General features: G+C 45.8%; 13 protein-coding genes. 5 read left to right on the top strand and 8 right to left on the bottom strand.

Annotated features, from left to right (window positions below; genetic code table 11):
- Positions 1-466 precede the first annotated feature (466 nt).
- Together RLO19_RS10915 and RLO19_RS10910 are read right to left on the bottom strand one after the other, a co-directional pair.
- On the bottom strand, positions 467-895 hold the full coding sequence (locus RLO19_RS10915; RefSeq protein WP_446356302.1) for an HNH endonuclease: 429 nt from the start codon (positions 893-895) through the stop codon (positions 467-469).
- On the bottom strand, positions 892-1,236 hold the full coding sequence (locus RLO19_RS10910; protein ID WP_446356300.1) for a hypothetical protein: 345 nt from the start codon (positions 1,234-1,236) through the stop codon (positions 892-894). Before RLO19_RS10910 ends, RLO19_RS10915 begins: the two co-directional genes overlap by 4 nt.
- 282 nt (positions 1,237-1,518) lie before the next feature.
- Here RLO19_RS10910 and RLO19_RS10905 point away from each other — a divergent pair, with 282 nt between their 5' ends.
- Both RLO19_RS10905 and RLO19_RS10900 read left to right on the top strand, forming a co-directional pair.
- Positions 1,519-2,343 carry a hypothetical protein gene (locus RLO19_RS10905; RefSeq protein WP_446356298.1) on the top strand — a complete coding sequence of 275 codons (825 nt, stop codon included), beginning with the start codon at positions 1,519-1,521 and terminating at the stop codon, positions 2,341-2,343.
- 11 nt (positions 2,344-2,354) lie between these two features.
- On the top strand, positions 2,355-2,774 hold the full coding sequence (locus tag RLO19_RS10900) for a hypothetical protein (RefSeq protein ID WP_446356296.1): 420 nt from the start codon (positions 2,355-2,357) through the stop codon (positions 2,772-2,774).
- A 205-nt stretch (positions 2,775-2,979) separates the two neighbouring features.
- Here the strand turns inward: RLO19_RS10900 and RLO19_RS10895 are convergent, their stop codons facing one another.
- The 4 genes from RLO19_RS10895 to lysS all read right to left on the bottom strand — a co-directional run bounded on the left by RLO19_RS10895 (position 2,980) and on the right by lysS (position 6,205).
- The gene (locus RLO19_RS10895; RefSeq protein ID WP_446356294.1) at positions 2,980-3,588 is read right to left on the bottom strand and encodes a Uma2 family endonuclease; all 609 of its coding nucleotides are present in this window, start codon (positions 3,586-3,588) and stop codon (positions 2,980-2,982) included.
- A gap of 111 nt (positions 3,589-3,699) precedes the next feature.
- A complete protein-coding gene (locus RLO19_RS10890; protein ID WP_446356293.1) occupies positions 3,700-4,155 on the bottom strand; it encodes a DUF29 domain-containing protein in 456 nt (151 codons plus the stop codon).
- A 100-nt stretch (positions 4,156-4,255) separates the two neighbouring features.
- Positions 4,256-4,627, bottom strand: coding sequence for a hypothetical protein (locus RLO19_RS10885; RefSeq protein WP_446356292.1), 372 nt, complete (start codon positions 4,625-4,627; stop codon positions 4,256-4,258).
- Between the two features lie 27 nt (positions 4,628-4,654).
- Positions 4,655-6,205: a lysine--tRNA ligase gene (gene lysS, locus RLO19_RS10880; protein WP_446356290.1), complete on the bottom strand. Its 1,551-nt coding sequence runs from the start codon at positions 6,203-6,205 to the stop codon at positions 4,655-4,657.
- A 578-nt stretch (positions 6,206-6,783) separates the two neighbouring features.
- Between lysS and RLO19_RS10875 the strand changes: the two genes are divergently transcribed.
- From RLO19_RS10875 to RLO19_RS10865, 3 genes are all read left to right on the top strand, one after another.
- Positions 6,784-12,075 carry an eCIS core domain-containing protein gene (locus RLO19_RS10875; RefSeq protein WP_446356288.1) on the top strand — a complete coding sequence of 1,764 codons (5,292 nt, stop codon included), beginning with the start codon at positions 6,784-6,786 and terminating at the stop codon, positions 12,073-12,075.
- Between the two features lie 48 nt (positions 12,076-12,123).
- Positions 12,124-12,573, top strand: coding sequence for an SMI1/KNR4 family protein (locus tag RLO19_RS10870; RefSeq protein WP_446356286.1), 450 nt, complete (start codon positions 12,124-12,126; stop codon positions 12,571-12,573).
- 105 nt (positions 12,574-12,678) lie between these two features.
- Complete coding sequence (locus RLO19_RS10865) at positions 12,679-13,809, top strand: YbjN domain-containing protein (RefSeq protein ID WP_446356285.1); 1,131 nt, start codon at positions 12,679-12,681, stop codon at positions 13,807-13,809.
- 129 nt (positions 13,810-13,938) lie between these two features.
- Here the strand turns inward: RLO19_RS10865 and RLO19_RS10860 are convergent, their stop codons facing one another.
- Together RLO19_RS10860 and iscB are read right to left on the bottom strand one after the other, a co-directional pair.
- Positions 13,939-14,217 carry a hypothetical protein gene (locus RLO19_RS10860; protein ID WP_446356304.1) on the bottom strand — a complete coding sequence of 93 codons (279 nt, stop codon included), beginning with the start codon at positions 14,215-14,217 and terminating at the stop codon, positions 13,939-13,941.
- Positions 14,201-15,189, bottom strand: a 989-nt coding sequence (gene iscB / locus RLO19_RS10855; RefSeq protein WP_446356283.1) for an RNA-guided endonuclease IscB, incomplete at its 5' end; no start/stop codon positions are given. The genes RLO19_RS10860 and iscB, both read right to left, overlap by 17 nt.

Here is a 15,189-nt window from a genome sequence, read left to right as displayed (position 1 = left end):
ACAATGGATAATGACCTCTCCTTAAAAGAAGAGGATTGAAATTAAGGAAAATTTTTTTTAATTTCTTCGTAAACGAAGAGGTCTTAGACCCAATTAATCAATTGTCAATTATCAATTATTAATTATCCATTGATAAAGGGGTGGCTAACCCGGATTTGGTATAGGCTCCAAACTTTGCACTTTCTTAACCTTGAATCATCCTCTACAGTTTTATTTTTAAGGGTAAGGGCTTTGTGCAGCAAGCCCTATGTAGTGGACTGACACAGCTAAAATTGTGGGATAGGTTGTAGGTTGGGTTGACGCAAGAAAACCCAACGGAATCTAGGGCTTTAGCCCTTACTACAAGCCGAATCTAATCTATCAAATTAAGTGTGCCACGCCAGTAGTACAGTAATGAGCAGGCAGCACTGTTCTACTCTTGGAAAAGCTGTATCACATCAAGTCTGAAAACGCTGTACTTCTTCGCTCACTCAAATTTTGGTGGATGTTCCCCTACCTTCACCCACATCCGACGCACCCGAATTAACTGGGGACGATTCATCTTCAATGCAGCAATTGTTGCTCGACCAATCGGTGTCAATCCTACTAACTCTGTCCCATCCTCACTCCACCTAAAATGCTCCTCCCACACTTGATGATGAGGATGAAACAAAGGAACTGTCTGCTGGGTAGTGGGGTCTAATGCTGTTTGGAAACTGGCTTTGTAGCGATTACAGGTAGGACAGGAGAGGCAGAGATTCTGGAAAATTGTCTCTCCACCAGCCAAGCGGGGCATAATGTGTTCAAACTCAAAAATTGCAACCGTCAGAGCTTCAGCCGTGCGGCAATAGGCGCAGCAATCCCTAAAATGGGTACGAATTTGTCGCTGTAGCTCAACAGGAATATAAGCGCTCACGCCACCGTTGCCATTGTTTCTAGGCAGTGCAGAGTGTATCTGGCTCTGGTTTTGAGGATTGTTAGTTGATCGACTTGTGCTAGGAGACGGTCTAGATTTGCAACTTCATCGGCAGAAAGCTGAGATTCTGCATTCTGAACTAGCAAATCGTTCAATTGATTTTGTGCGGCGGGAGCTAGCTTACTATCGGCTAACGCTTGCAGTTCATCTCGGCTTAAGCCAATTAAGCACTCGTTATCTAGAGATAATGGGTTCGCTAGTCGATTATAGGCGTCCAAATCTAACAAGACGCCAACTCGCTCCCCCTGCTCGTTGGTAATGTAACGCACTTGCTCAGACATGGGGTTTTTTCTCTCTTGGTCTTTGGGTTCATCGTAGCTTATGGGGGTGAGAGCGATCGCTTCTCGTACTGCTTCTGTCTTTTCACTCTAAGTGAAGCCAACTTAAACAGTAAGTAAAGATTAGATGAATTAACCATTTGAGGTTTTCCAGAGCAGATCAGCTAATGTTATTCTGATAGGAAAGCTTACTCATGAAAAGGCTACTTCATAGTTTCATTCTATCCCGGTCAGAAAGCCAACGAGATTGGCAAGAGCGCTCAACAGCGACATGAACGAGCTGTTGTGCAACTGAAAATAGAAGAAAAAGCTACAGATAAACTGGCAGAAGAGTATGGTCAACTTCAGCTTAATGCTATGAAGCATACCATAGGACGCTTTATCACCTTTATTGAGAACCTAGGGCAACGAGGTTCAACAAGTGTCGAGTCCCTTTTAGAAGGGATAGAATTTTCAGTTGAGAAGATTAAGGAGTACAAAGCTGCAACTATAGAAGTAGAGGTTTTTTTCAAGGGTGGTGTTAAATCTGCTGGAGCGGCAGCAGCGGGATACGGAGGAGCGGTCACTATCGCTACCACTATAGGAACAGCAAGCACTGGAACAGCCATCTCAAGTCTTAGCGGAGCCGCTGCTACAAATGCTATGCTGGCATGGTTTGGTGGTGGCGCTGTTGCAGCGGGTGGAGGCGGCATGGCAGTAGGAGTTTGGGTACTCGGCGGTATAACTGCTGTTCCCGCTTTAGCAATTGGGGGCTTTATTGCAGCTCGTGAAGGACAGAAAGCCCTAACCAAGGCGCAGGAGTATGAAGCGAAAGTTAATAAGGCGATTGCTGAGATAAACCAGGCAAAAGATTATTCACAACAAATTAAAAGGCGGATCACGGAGTTGAAAGGATTGTTTGTATCTATAAACACTCGTGCCGTTGCTGGTCTTGATGAGCTTGAATCTCAGCCATTTGATTCAAAAAAGGACGCTGACGCTGAAAAGTTCAAAAAGGTATTCGATTTGATAAAAGCACTTGTAGACATCATGAAAACCTCAGTGTTAAACAGTGAAGGCAAGCTTAACCTTGGCACTGTCACCATCCTAGAGAAATACCGAAATCTGTAAGATAGCTGGATATGACTACTAATAAAGTTTCTGTAGAAGCCTTTTTCAAAAGATCTGCTGCCTTCACCGCTCCTGCTGAATGCCTAAACGAAATTATTTCAGCTTACGTCGAGTATCAGAAAGTTGCACAAGAGGAACGGACTAAGAGGCGGGATATTGAAGCATGGGAAAAGGCGACAATTGCCAAGATTAACGCTCAACGCGATTTACTCATTGTATATCTTGACCGCTCGTTCGATGAACGTGCTAATAACTTTGGCGCTCTGTTTAGAGTCGTTGATCGAGCAATTGACATAGGTGATAATAAGTTGTTGACTGCGACCTTAAACAGAATCACAGAAATAGCGAAGTCGAGTCCATTGCAAGAGCTTACAAACTTAGAATCTGTCAAGGCTGCTCTGAATGAGTCTACTCATGAATGGACACTCTAATCCAGAGCTTGAAGCTAGACACGGATAAATGAGAGATGCTTATGATTAGGATAGAGAAGTTTGTCTTGAGTTAGCAGGCTGCATCTAGTCATTACTTCTATTTTTTCCCGTATCTATCTAGATAGACTATAACCCAGCTTCAGCAGAGCATTGCGGCACTGGGTTTCAGATGCCATTGGCACGTTCAAAGAGCGATCGCATCTCGTTAGTTTTCTTCAGCGCTAGGAATCACTCCAGCCCAAATAATCTGCTCACTTGTCAGAGTCAACTCTGGGAAAGTGCCTGAAACAATCTGCTCAGCACCAACGAACTCCATACCTTCATACAGTTCCTCAACCAGGGTAAAAATCGTCACCTTTGATGTCAGTGGGTCAACGACCCAATATTCTGGAATGTTTAAAACATTGTACTCAACCCGCTTAGCCCGATAATCGGCGGTCTTTGTCGATTCGCTAACGACTTCTATCACTAAAATCGGAGGGGGTTCGTTGAGTTCAATAACAGCCTCACGGGTTCTTAATTCGCGCCACTGCTGGCTAGGAATAATAGTCAAATCGGGAATGCGAGAGGTATCCCACTTGCCAGCACGAGGCGATCGCACACCAATCGCCACGGGTCTAACAATCCAGTCGCGTCCGCTACGCCCGATCTCAGCATCGATTTGCCGATAGAGAAAGTCAATGATTTCTCCATGTTGCCCGGTGCCAATACTCATTGCTACTAATTCCCCGTTCACCAACTCATGGCGGGTATCAGTCCCGTCTGAGTAGGTCAGATACTCTTCAAAGGTTAGCTTCTTAGTCGTTACAGTCATGATCGCCCCCTTCGGAGCATCTAGTTCGGTAGGCTATAACCCAACTTTAGCAGAGCATTGCGGCACTGGGTTTCAGATACCGTTGGCACAACCAAACAGCGATCGCATCCCTTAAGCATCCATCTGATTCGATTCTGGTAGGAATTTCGGATTCATAACTTGCTCTGGAGTGTAGGGACATTCCTCTGGAAAAACCTGTTCGCCCAACTGAGTCTCTCGAATCGCCAAAGCTAAGCCGAGTTCGTAAGCAGCGAGGAAAACCTCATCGAGATAAGACTTTAAACTAGGACTATCCTGCAAAAGTAACCTAATCTGAACCCGTTGTTCTCGAATAGTGCTCAACCAACTATTGCTGCGTTTGTCAGGTTGAAATTGCCATTTCAGTAGATGTCCTAACAACAGTCCTAATCTATTCCTCAGCTCTTGTCGCTCTTTTCTACCCAACGATTCAATTTCCTCAATCAGGTTAACCGTGTCTAATTGCTCCCATTGCTGAGCTTTGAGCAGCGCCGCCTGCTCTTGAGTCCAGCCATAAAAATCTGTTTCATAGAGGTGAGATGTGTGCATTCTGATCAATAGTTGTAGATTGCTATCAGACTTACAAATTTTTTGACGCTGCGCCTTTAGTGCCATTGCACTCACCAATGAGCAGTCAAATAGTAAAGAGTTAAAGTTTACCCTCTGGCAAAACGCCAATCTTAGGTAACTCCTTCCACTCCGGCTCAATCGGTGAGTAGCGGCAATAACACACAACAACCTCATCATACTCAGCCGACTCAACCGACTTGAACCGCTCAACTCGGCTCACTTCCCAGTCAGACCAACTAACATGAGTGCTAGCATCGGGGAAGTTTGGATCAACCGACTCTTCAAATCGAGCAAACTCACGCGGACGATCGCCTGGTTCTGGCAACGCTTTATCAGAGCAATCCAAATACTCAGCCAGCATCCGGGTGAAGTGTCCCGCAGGTTGCAACTTGCGCTCCTTCCACCCCTTGGATGAAGCTGATTCAGTTTTGAAGACAATCCATCTCTTCATAAGTTATTCCACCGGACATGATATCACTCAGGGTGCAGGAGAACCATCGCGGCTGCTACTTTTGAGCAACGGAAACGCAATCACATCTCGAATACTTGCCGAATCCGTTAACAGCATCACCAAGCGATCAATGCCAATTCCTAACCCCCCTGTCGGTGGCATTCCGTACTCTAAAGCGGCGAGAAAGTCTTCATCAACCCCTTGCGCTTCCAAGTCTCCAGCGGCTTTTCGTGCGGCTTGCGCTTCTAAGCGTTCCCGTTGATCAATCGGATCAGTTAATTCAGAAAAGCTATTAGCCGTTTCTCGCCCAGCAATAAATAACTCAAAGCGTTCCACTAATCCCGGCTTAGAACGGTGAGGTTTAGCCAGGGGAGAAATTTCTATAGGAAAGTCAAGGATAAATGTCGGCTGAATCAGAGTTTCTTCACATTTTTGCTCAAAGCATTCGTTGAGGAGTTTCCCCAATGATGGACAGTCTTCTACTCCTTCAATCCCTACTTTTTTAGCCGCGACTTTTGCCTCATCTAATGTCTTAAATTGATTAAAATCTAAACCCGTCACCTCTTGCACCAACTCATGCATCGTGACTCGACGCCAAGGCGGTGTAAAGTCAATCGTCTCACCTTGATAAGTAATTTCCAGAGTTGTCAAACTATCTTGAGTGACGGTGGTAATTAAATTTTCCGTCAACGTCATCATATCGTTGTAGTCGGCGTAAGCCTGGTACACCTCAATTGAGGTAAATTCCGGATTGTGGCGCGTGGAAATTCCCTCGTTCCGGAAAATTCGCCCCAACTCAAATACCTTTTCAAATCCGCCGACAATTAACCGCTTTAGGTGGAGTTCTGTGGCAATTCGCAGGTACAACTCCATCTCTAGGGTATTATGATAGGTGATAAAAGGACGGGCTTCTGCACCACCGGCTTCTGTACTAAATACAGGGGTTTCAATTTCGATAAAGCCGCGATCCTCTAAATAGCGACGAATGGCAGCAGTAATTTTGGCACGGCGGCGGAAGGTTTCCCGAACAGTGGGATTCACCATCAAGTCAACATAACGCTGGCGATAGCGCTTTTCTGTATCGGTGAGACCATGCCACTTATCGGGTAAGGGTAATAGAGATTTGGTCAGGATAGCATATTCATTGACATAGACGGAGAGTTCACCTTTATCTGTGCGCTTAATTGTCCCCTTTACGCCTAAAATGTCCCCAATGTCTGTGAATTGCTTGAGATTGTTGAAGGGATTTGGCAGATCAGTCATTGTTGCCGTAATCCGCTTTTTGTCTAGATAAAGTTGAATCGTTCCGGTTTCGTCTTGGAGATTGAAGAATGCCAACTTGCCAAAGACACGACGCGCTAGAATACGACCTGCGATCGCGACTTCAAAATCAACCTCTTCACCATTCCCTAGATCGGCGAATTTCTCTTGCAATTCAGCCGCATGATGGGTAGGCTCCCAGCGATAAGCATAGGGATCGATTCCCAACGCTTTAAGCTGTTGGACTTTTTCCAAGCGGGTAGCACGAATTTCTTCCAGAGTGTTTTGGCGTTCGGGTTGGGACTGCTCAGGGGACATAGTAGGGAACTGCTCGATGCTAATCTTGTATGATCTCGGAAATCTATCTTAACATTGGACACAACAGATGACCGGAGCCTCACGCGATCGCAGCGAACAACCTGATTCTCGCCATGCTGTAACGCAACGCCGCAAATCTAGAATACGTGTCAACTTAAGCCATAACCCTTGCCCATTCTAATTTTCAGCTACTGGAGAAGGGCGGGTTTAGTGTAGGGGCGGGTTTGACTACTATCATTTAGGGTTGCACCCAGATATAACTAAACCCGCCCCGACAAAGTTTTTGCCATAAGTTATCTGTAAAACCCGCCCCTACATCCCGGGCTATGGGAAAAGGGCGGGTTTATTCAAGTTATCAGTTTGGTGCTCCCATGTTATCTGTAAAACCCGCCCCTACACCCCCCGTTCTAAGATCTACTATCTTAGAAAATTCTATGTGTACTAATTCCAGTTAGTTTAACAAAACTTATTCAGTTGACAGTATAATTTTGATCACAATTGAGTTAATTTTCAGCCGTAAGCGGATAAAATAAAGGAATTCTGAAGTAGAATCACAGCCATCGTTGGGGCAGTTGGCAATGTCTTCTCACGAACACCTCTGGAAAAAAGGCTTATCTAAGCCCAATTCGACACCTGTGCCGAATCCCTTCAAGATACAGAGGCGTCGTGTCAAAGCATTACCACCACCTTTATCGCAAAAGGAAACACTACAGCTCAAACGACAAGCTGATCAAATCTCCCAGTTAGGTTACAACTCCCACAACATTCCGATTACAGCTCCAAACCCCAAAACCGTCGCCAATCCGAGTTCGTCAAAATCCAGTGATGTTGCGAATCAGCCGACAACGCCAGCCGCCGATGCTGTAGACATTCAGACGGATGCGTTAGATGAGCAAGATCAAGAAGAGACGAAAGAGGGCGAAGAGATTTCTTTAGCAGCCGCCTCCGATGGTTTCGCATCAGATGGTACTAGAGAGCGTCAGGAAATATCCGATAGTGAAGCAGAGGGAATCGCTGAATCCCAGGTAAACAGCGTAGAGAATCAAGAAGAAGACACTGAAATCCAAGGGAAAGCGCAACAACCCGCTCGTAATTTCCTAGAACTCCCCATCAACGCTCCGGGTACATCGCCATCTTCTATACAAAGACAAGTTAACTTCAGGGGATTAGGCAATTCGATTCAACAACAGTCAATTGAAACTGAGGAAAAAATAGAGCCAGAAGCTGAGGAAGAGTTACAGGAATCGGATGAAACTATCCAGCGACAGGAAGTACCAGACGCTGAAGAAGATAAGATATCATCGAGTGAACCTCCAACCGTTCAACGCCAATCTGAAACACCTGACACACCAGCTCAAGAGAAAGAAAAATCAAAAGATAATCACAATTTTATCGAAATTCCGGTAAACGTTCCAGATACACCGTCATCCTCGATCCCCAGACAGGTTAATCTAGGCAAGTTCACCAATTCCTATTCTCAGCAAATTCAACCCGCCTCTCACCCCAGATTAAATCAACTCAATGCTTTTCAAACTGGCAAATTCGTACAGCTGCAGCGGATTCAGTCCCCTGTTAAGCCAGTCAATCCTATATTGAATCAGCGACATATTCAAACAAAGACAGAAACGGTTCAGAACAAAGTTACACCGCCGCAATCCTCTGACACCAGTGAAATCGAGGCGGCACCAAATATAGAGCAGGAGATTGAACAGAAACGGGGAAGCGGACAGCCAATTTCCAATAAAATACGCCAGCCAATGGAGCAGGCGTTCGGGGCAGATTTTAGTCAAGTTCAGGTTCACACCGATAGTAAGTCGAACAAACTGAATGAGTCAATCCAGGCTAAGGCATTTACTACAGGTACAGATATCTTCTTTAAACAGGGAGAATATCAACCAGATAATCAGCCAGGACAGGAATTATTGGCACATGAATTAGCTCATGTTGTTCAGCAAAATGGTAGTAAACTTCAGGCGAAAACCGATAGCCAAGTCGGGATAAAGGGAAATAAGCTACAGACAAAAGAACGCCTGGTATCCGGTTTTCCGACACAACTGAAAATCCAACGAAAAGAAAATCCCCAAGAACAAAAAGTAAAAGAGAATAAACCCCAACCCGTACAACCCACTCCCGCACCAGCGCCAGCATCCGGTGGTAACGCGGCTCCAGCCACTCCCCAGGTAGCCAATGAAGGTGGGGGTGCCGCAGCAGCACCTGAAATGGCAGCAGGTGGCAGTACAGCCGCAACACAGGCAGGCACTCAGCCAGCCGCTTCTGGCGGTGCAGCAGCGGGGGCTGGTGGCGGAGCAACATCTCCCGCTTCCCCAGAAGCCGATCCCGGATTCCAAGCCGTGGTGAGTCAGGTGGAGGGGGTTGCCGAACAAGAGCGACAACATGATCCAGCCGAATCTGAGTCTCAGGAAGCCCAAGATGCAGCGCAATCCCCCGATAATGAGGTAGAGAGCCAAGCGCAAGACGCCCAGGTTCAGCAAATGGAGCAGCAGGAGCCAGGAACCTTCAATGCAGAAGCGTTCAAGGCGGCGTTGCTGGAACGAATTGCCGCGATTACTCCCACCAATCAAGAAGAAGCGGAACAATTCCAAAACAATAATCAAATCGATTCAGTTAGGCAAGAGGTATCCTCACAAGTTACCCAGGAACAGGAACAAGCCGCAGGAGGTATTCAAGAGACAGTCGAGGCAGAACCGGATACCAGTAGTATTGAAGCAAGAGTTTCGACACCGCTAGAGCAGCCAGAGGAGGGAGAGCCAACCGATGTCAATGCCGAGGGAGCTGTTCCCCAAGCGAGGAGTGAGGCTGAGGTATCCGCACCGCTACAGGCAAATAGTCAAGAACTTGACCAGCAGATGGCGGCAGAAAATGTCACCGAGGAACAACTGGCGAATTCTAATGAACCCGAATTTATTGCCGCCTTAGATGCCAAGAGACAAGCACAGGATCATGGGGCGACAGCACCCACCGCCTATCGCGCCGAGGAGCAGGGGATATTAACTCAGGGGCAAACTGAGGCTCAAACCATGGCTCAAACCCAATTAGGGGAAATGCATGGTCAGCGGGAGCAACAGTTAAATGAGGTGATGGGGCTTCAAAGTGACACCCAAAGCCGAGACGAACAGGAACGGACTAGGGTTGCTAATGAAATTAATGGCATTTATGAGCAAACAAAGACAGATGTTGAAACGATACTCGGTGATTTAGATACAGAAGTCACTAATAAATTTGACGCTGGTGCAGCAGCAGCCAAGCAGAAGTTTGAGGCTTACGTTGGTGAAAAAATGGACGCCTACAAACAGGAACGTTACGGTGAATGGTGGGATGTGACAGGCTGGGATGAACGGGCGGGTGATGCGGTATTTGGCTTACCACCAGAGGTGAATCGATTCTTTGTCGATGGGCGGCAATTATATATCGATGAGATGGATATCGCTATCACCGATATTGCTAATTATGTTGCTGAAAAGCTCAATGAGGCAAAAGAACGAATTAATCAAGGGAAGCAGGAGATTCAGGAGTATGTGGCTGGGTTGCCAGACAATCTCCGACAGGTTGGAGAAGACGCAGCACAAAATATTCAGAGCCAATTTGATCAGTTAGAGGAGAGTGTTAATAATAAGCAAAATGAGTTAATCGACTCATTGGCACAGCAGTACAGCACGAGTCTGCAAGAGGTTGACGCTCGCATTGAGGAGATGCAAGCGGAAAATCGGGGTTTAGTCAGCCAATTCACGGATATGATGGGTGGGGTTTTCAACACGATGGGGCAAATCCGCTCCATGCTCGAAGGCGTGTTGGCAGGTGCGGCGGGTGCTATTGGCGCGATTCTATCAGACCCGATTGGGTTCTTGGGTAATTTAATTAGTGGGGTGAAGCAGGGCTTAGATAAGTTTGTCGGCAATGTTGCCACCCACTTGCAAGGCGGACTGGTTGCCTGGTTGACGGGGACGATGGGAGGGTTAGGTATTCAGATTCCCGATGATCTGTTCAGCTTAGAGGGTATTTTTAACTTAGTCGCGCAAATACTGGGTCTGACGTGGGATTATATCCGTTCCAAGGCAGTGAGGATGTTTGGAGATCCAGTCGTAGCGGCGATGGAACAAGGGTTAGAAATGTTCCAAGTCTTCCAGTCTGAAGGAGCGATCGCGTTATGGGAACAGGTTCAAGATCAGTTTACTGACTTGAAAGAGCAGGTGATTGACCAGATTAAGGATATGGTGATTACCCAAGTGATTCAGTCCGGTGTGAGCTGGATGCTGGGTCTGTTAACACCAGCCGGGGCGTTTGTCAAGGCGGCGCAGACGATTTATAACATTGTTATGTTCTTCGTCAACCGAGGTAGCCAGGTTGTCGAACTGGTGCAGGCGATAACCGAATCGATTGGTGCGATCGCATCGGGTTCGCTGGGTCAAGCGGCGAGTTTGATTGAGTCGGCGCTGGCTAAAGCCTTGCCTGTGGCGATTGGCTTCTTGGCTTCGTTGATCGGTGTTAGTGGATTGGCTCGGAAGGTACAGGATGTTGTTGAAGGGATTCGCAAGCGGATTGATGACGCGATCGAGTTTGTACTGAACAAAGCCAAGCAGATGGCGGCTAGTCTGTTAAAGCGGCTGGGTATTGGTAGAGGAGAGGAAGGTCAGCAGAATGCAGAACAGCAGGGTGACGGTCAACCTGGAGATGGTGAAGTTGGTAAAACGATAAATTTCAGGGCTACTGATGAGAGCCATCGTCTGTGGATAAACACCCAAGGAACTTCAACCACAGTTATGGTTGCCAGTGCACCGACTTCTGTTGAGGCGAAACTCAACGAGTGGCAAGGAAAGTTGGATTCTTTGCCAGAAGAGAAGCGTCCACAGGCTCAATCGTTGCTGGGTACTGCCCGTCAGCATCTGGGTACAACTGAACAGAAAGCCCAAAAGACTGCTAAAGAAATGGAGGAGGCGAAGCAAAACTCAGCGGATGAGAAGGCTATTAATGAGGCGGAACAGGCGGATAATCAGACGGAGGCGGCGGAAGAGACTCTTGCGGATATACTCAAGCAGCTGTTCAAGATATTTAGTTCAGAAGATACACTTAAAGATACTCTTGAGGTAGAAGCTGATTTTAATGCCGCAGGAGAAAGCCATACAACTTGGATCGAGATGGCGAATGGTCAGCCTAAGCTGATGATTGCGAGTCGAAAGCAGGAATTTTCTACCTTCCTAGGAAATATAGATAAACAACTTGAAAAAGGTAAAATTTCTGAAGAAAATCAAGAGCAAGTCAAGAGTTTATTGACTGCCCTTCGTAATCTAGAATCCAACACAGAAAGTCTATGTGCCGAAGCTATTCAGTTACCAAAAGATAAACAACAAACTAAAGCTGACGAAGCACAGTCTAAGCTCGCTCAAATGATCGAAAAACTAGTAGAGCTTCTTCCCCTATTGAAACAACGTGGTGGGATTTCAGAAGATTCAAATGTTGCATTTGCACACTTCAATCTAAGTCGCGCTTCTAAATCAAAGAGCATTTCTGGAACTGTACTAGGAGTTAGTGGAAAGGCTTCTCTTGGAGGAACAGTTGATGCACCAGAGTCAGAGCAGCCTCGCTTCTTCAAGACATTTGCAGTCAAAGCAGGAGGAATTACGCGAGAATTTGACTCAGAAGCAAAAATTATTGAGTATGTCATGGGACAGCTTGCGGATAAAAGCGAAGCAGAAACTGTTAGAGCAGGACAAAAAAATTATGAAGATATCACTGGAGTATTTGCTCTTTACTCTGGCTTTACTGTTTGTAACTCTTGTCAAAGCGTTATCAGCCAGTTTAGAAATACGCTGCCAAATGTTACGGTTTCCTATGGAGGAGGTAGCCAAGATTAGTTAGGATATATGGTGTCATCTTAGTTGCTGGAGGAGGATGTATTCAAGATGTATCTCGACAACTTAAAGTCTCGTCTTTATGCATTGAGAACCGTTGATAATGAGCAATTCAGACCCTGTACAGAAGAGGAAGTGCTTGCGTTAGAGCAACAGCTTAAAGTCTCTCTACCAGCTGCTTATAGAGAATTTCTTCTTTGGATGGGACATAGCACTGGAGAATTATTTGCTGGTTCACAATGGAATTATAAAAAGATTATTCGTCTACAAACAGGAGCAAAGGAAATCCTTGAAAGAAATAGTTTTCCTGAACCGCTTCCAGATGATGCATTCATATTTTGGATGCACCAAGGTTATCAATTTATGTTCTTCCGCCTATCAGAAGGTGATGATCCCCCAGTTTATTATTATCACGAAGGAAGGCATGAAAATTCATTTGATAAATATACTGATAGTTTTAGCGAAGTCCTTTCTGAAGCCATTGATGAAAGTTATGCATAACCTTAGTTTAGATATCAGAAAATGAGAAATTTCGTATTAGCGAACATAAAGTCTTACCCTCAATTTTAAAGATTTACTATCTAGAACTATCCAAGAGTAAGCATAATGATCGCAAAGACTAAAATTCGTCAACTGAACAGCCAATTCACACTACGCGATCGCACCACTACCCCCCTACCCATCCACGCAGTCACCCTAGCCCTAACCACACAAGACAACGAACTCATTGAATGTCGTCTCACCTTCCAAGTTAACCCCCAACTCTACCAGCGTATCGACACAGAGGCATTATTTAACCTTAAGCAGGAAGTGCGTAACCCCTTCTCTGCTGGAGAATTCCTGCCTGAACCCGACATCCAAATCGAAACCATTTTAAAACCCGACTTGCTACCTCGCCTAGCAGGACACACCACAACTATTGACGAAGCTGCAACCTACATCCTAAATCTCAGCCAACAACAACCCAATCACCCATTACTCTCTACTGAAAATTGGTTAGCGCTGTCGGTCAAACAGCAACAGGAATCAGGCGAAATAGCCTACCGCACCCTCTGGGATTATATTAGTCCAGCCGCCCTTGCTCAAGCCACCACTTCAGGTTCAAGCGAAGAAATTGCAGAAGCAATTACTACCTTCTTCAAAGATTGGACGGAGGCTAATCTATCGGAAGTGACACAGAAAACCACTTCTCAGATGCTTGAAGGCATAACCAATTTCTTCAAAGAATTAGCTGATGTTAGTCTGGATGCCCTAGAAAAGCAAGTACCTCGCACAATTGCCGAACCTGAACCATCCAGCATCCAGATTTTTGCGGAAATGGTCAATTTCTTCAAACAGGATGACTGGTCTTTTTACCAAATAAAAGGACAACCTGTATTACAAATGGGATTTCAGGGTAAAAATGGTCAATGGACTTGCTACGCTAGAGCCAGAGAAAACGAACAGCAATTCGTTTTTTACTCAATTTGCCCAGTTACAGTACCAAAATCAAAGCGTCGAGCGTTAGCCGAATTCATCGCTAGAGCCAATTATGGTATGATTATCGGCAATTTTGAGTTAGACTTTGCTGAAGGAGAAATTGCCTACAAAACCAGCATTGACGTTGAAGGGTCAACTCTCACATTTCCTCAAATGAAGCGCTTAGTTGACACCAACGTGGCAATGATGGATCAATATCTACCGGGAATCAAGTCTGTGATTCAGGGAGATGCATCACCAGAAGAGGCGATTCGCTAAGGTGATAGCGAGAGCTTCACGCACAAATTGAAAAGCAGTAATCCGCGATCGCTGATACCAAATCCGGGTTAACTACCCCCTTTATGAGTAGAGACAAGGCAACAGGCAACAGGCAACAGCTTCAACCTATCATCTAATACAACCAATATCCCTCAACATATCTAAATGCTTCTGTACAGGTGCAAGGGTATTCGCTGCAATCATCCCACTCGCCGCCACTGCGGGTAAACCAATTCCAGGAAAGGTGGAATCGCCACAGCAGTATAATCCCGGTAGAGGTGTACCTACATCATCCATCTTAAATGCGGCAAGGGGACTCCCGTTATACCGAAGGTTAGCGGGAGGGGAATTGCCGCCAACATTGAAATTGAGCGATAGCGAATCATTATTTTTAGGATTGGTATTCATAGCCGTCTGCTTTATGAATGGTTCTCAAGTATTTGGGATGTACATCAAACTTTTGTGTTGGTAACTGCAAGACAAAACTAGGTCTAAATCGAATCGCAATTCGACCAATATATTGACCTGCGAACTTACCTTTTTGAACATCAGCTTTAACAATGTCGCCAGTTTGGAAACCCTGGAAATACTTGGCTTTAGGAGCATGAGCTTTAGGAAATCCGTACTTATCAGGGCGACAACGTTGTCTGGTTCCGCGTCCTTTTGCGGCAATTTTTAGAGGTTTGATTCCTCGAATTAATAATCGTTCAGGAGTAGATGCTCCGACACAGGCTGCATCGAAAGCGTGAGCTTTTTCAATCCCTCTGGTTTTACGGTTGAACTTAGTGCGACCTCCAGAACCTACCTCTACAGGTAAACCAGTTGACTGAAGCCTTCGATACAGTTCCCATCGGGTAGCATTGACGGCTGCGGCATCTTTAAGAGGTGCTTTGGCTTGAGCTAATACCCGTTTAAGGACTCCTGGCTTCTTTTTTAGGAATTCTTCAACAGGTCTGTTCCCTTTAGCTTGGTTACAAGAATGACAACTAAGGCAAAGATTACTAACTCGGTTTGAACCACCCTTACTTTTTGCCAGAATGTGTTCAATCTCGAACGGAACGTTTTCAACCTCGCAGTAAGCGCATTTTCTGTTCCATTTGGCAAGTAAATACTCTTTGACCTCAAAACCAAACAGTTCACCTCTTTGGTACTCAACTCCGCTAATTTCAGGGTTTTGCATTTGCTGCAAGTCAAACCTGACTAGCTCTTGAGAGATGGCTGAAATCGGACAGAGTTTTTTAATCCGTCGTACCCAAGTTTCAATGTTGGCAATCCGACTCTCCAGCGATGGTGGTAGCCATCCGGTTTTACGGGTTCTGTTTAAGAAACGAGGCTGGCGGTAACGGGTTTTACGGTTACGGCGTCCCCTTCTTAATGACC

This window comes from Coleofasciculus sp. G2-EDA-02, from assembly GCF_040226375.1.
GTDB lineage: Bacteria > Cyanobacteriota > Cyanobacteriia > Cyanobacteriales > Coleofasciculaceae > Coleofasciculus.
This window is presented reverse-complemented; position numbering and strand designations above follow the sequence as displayed.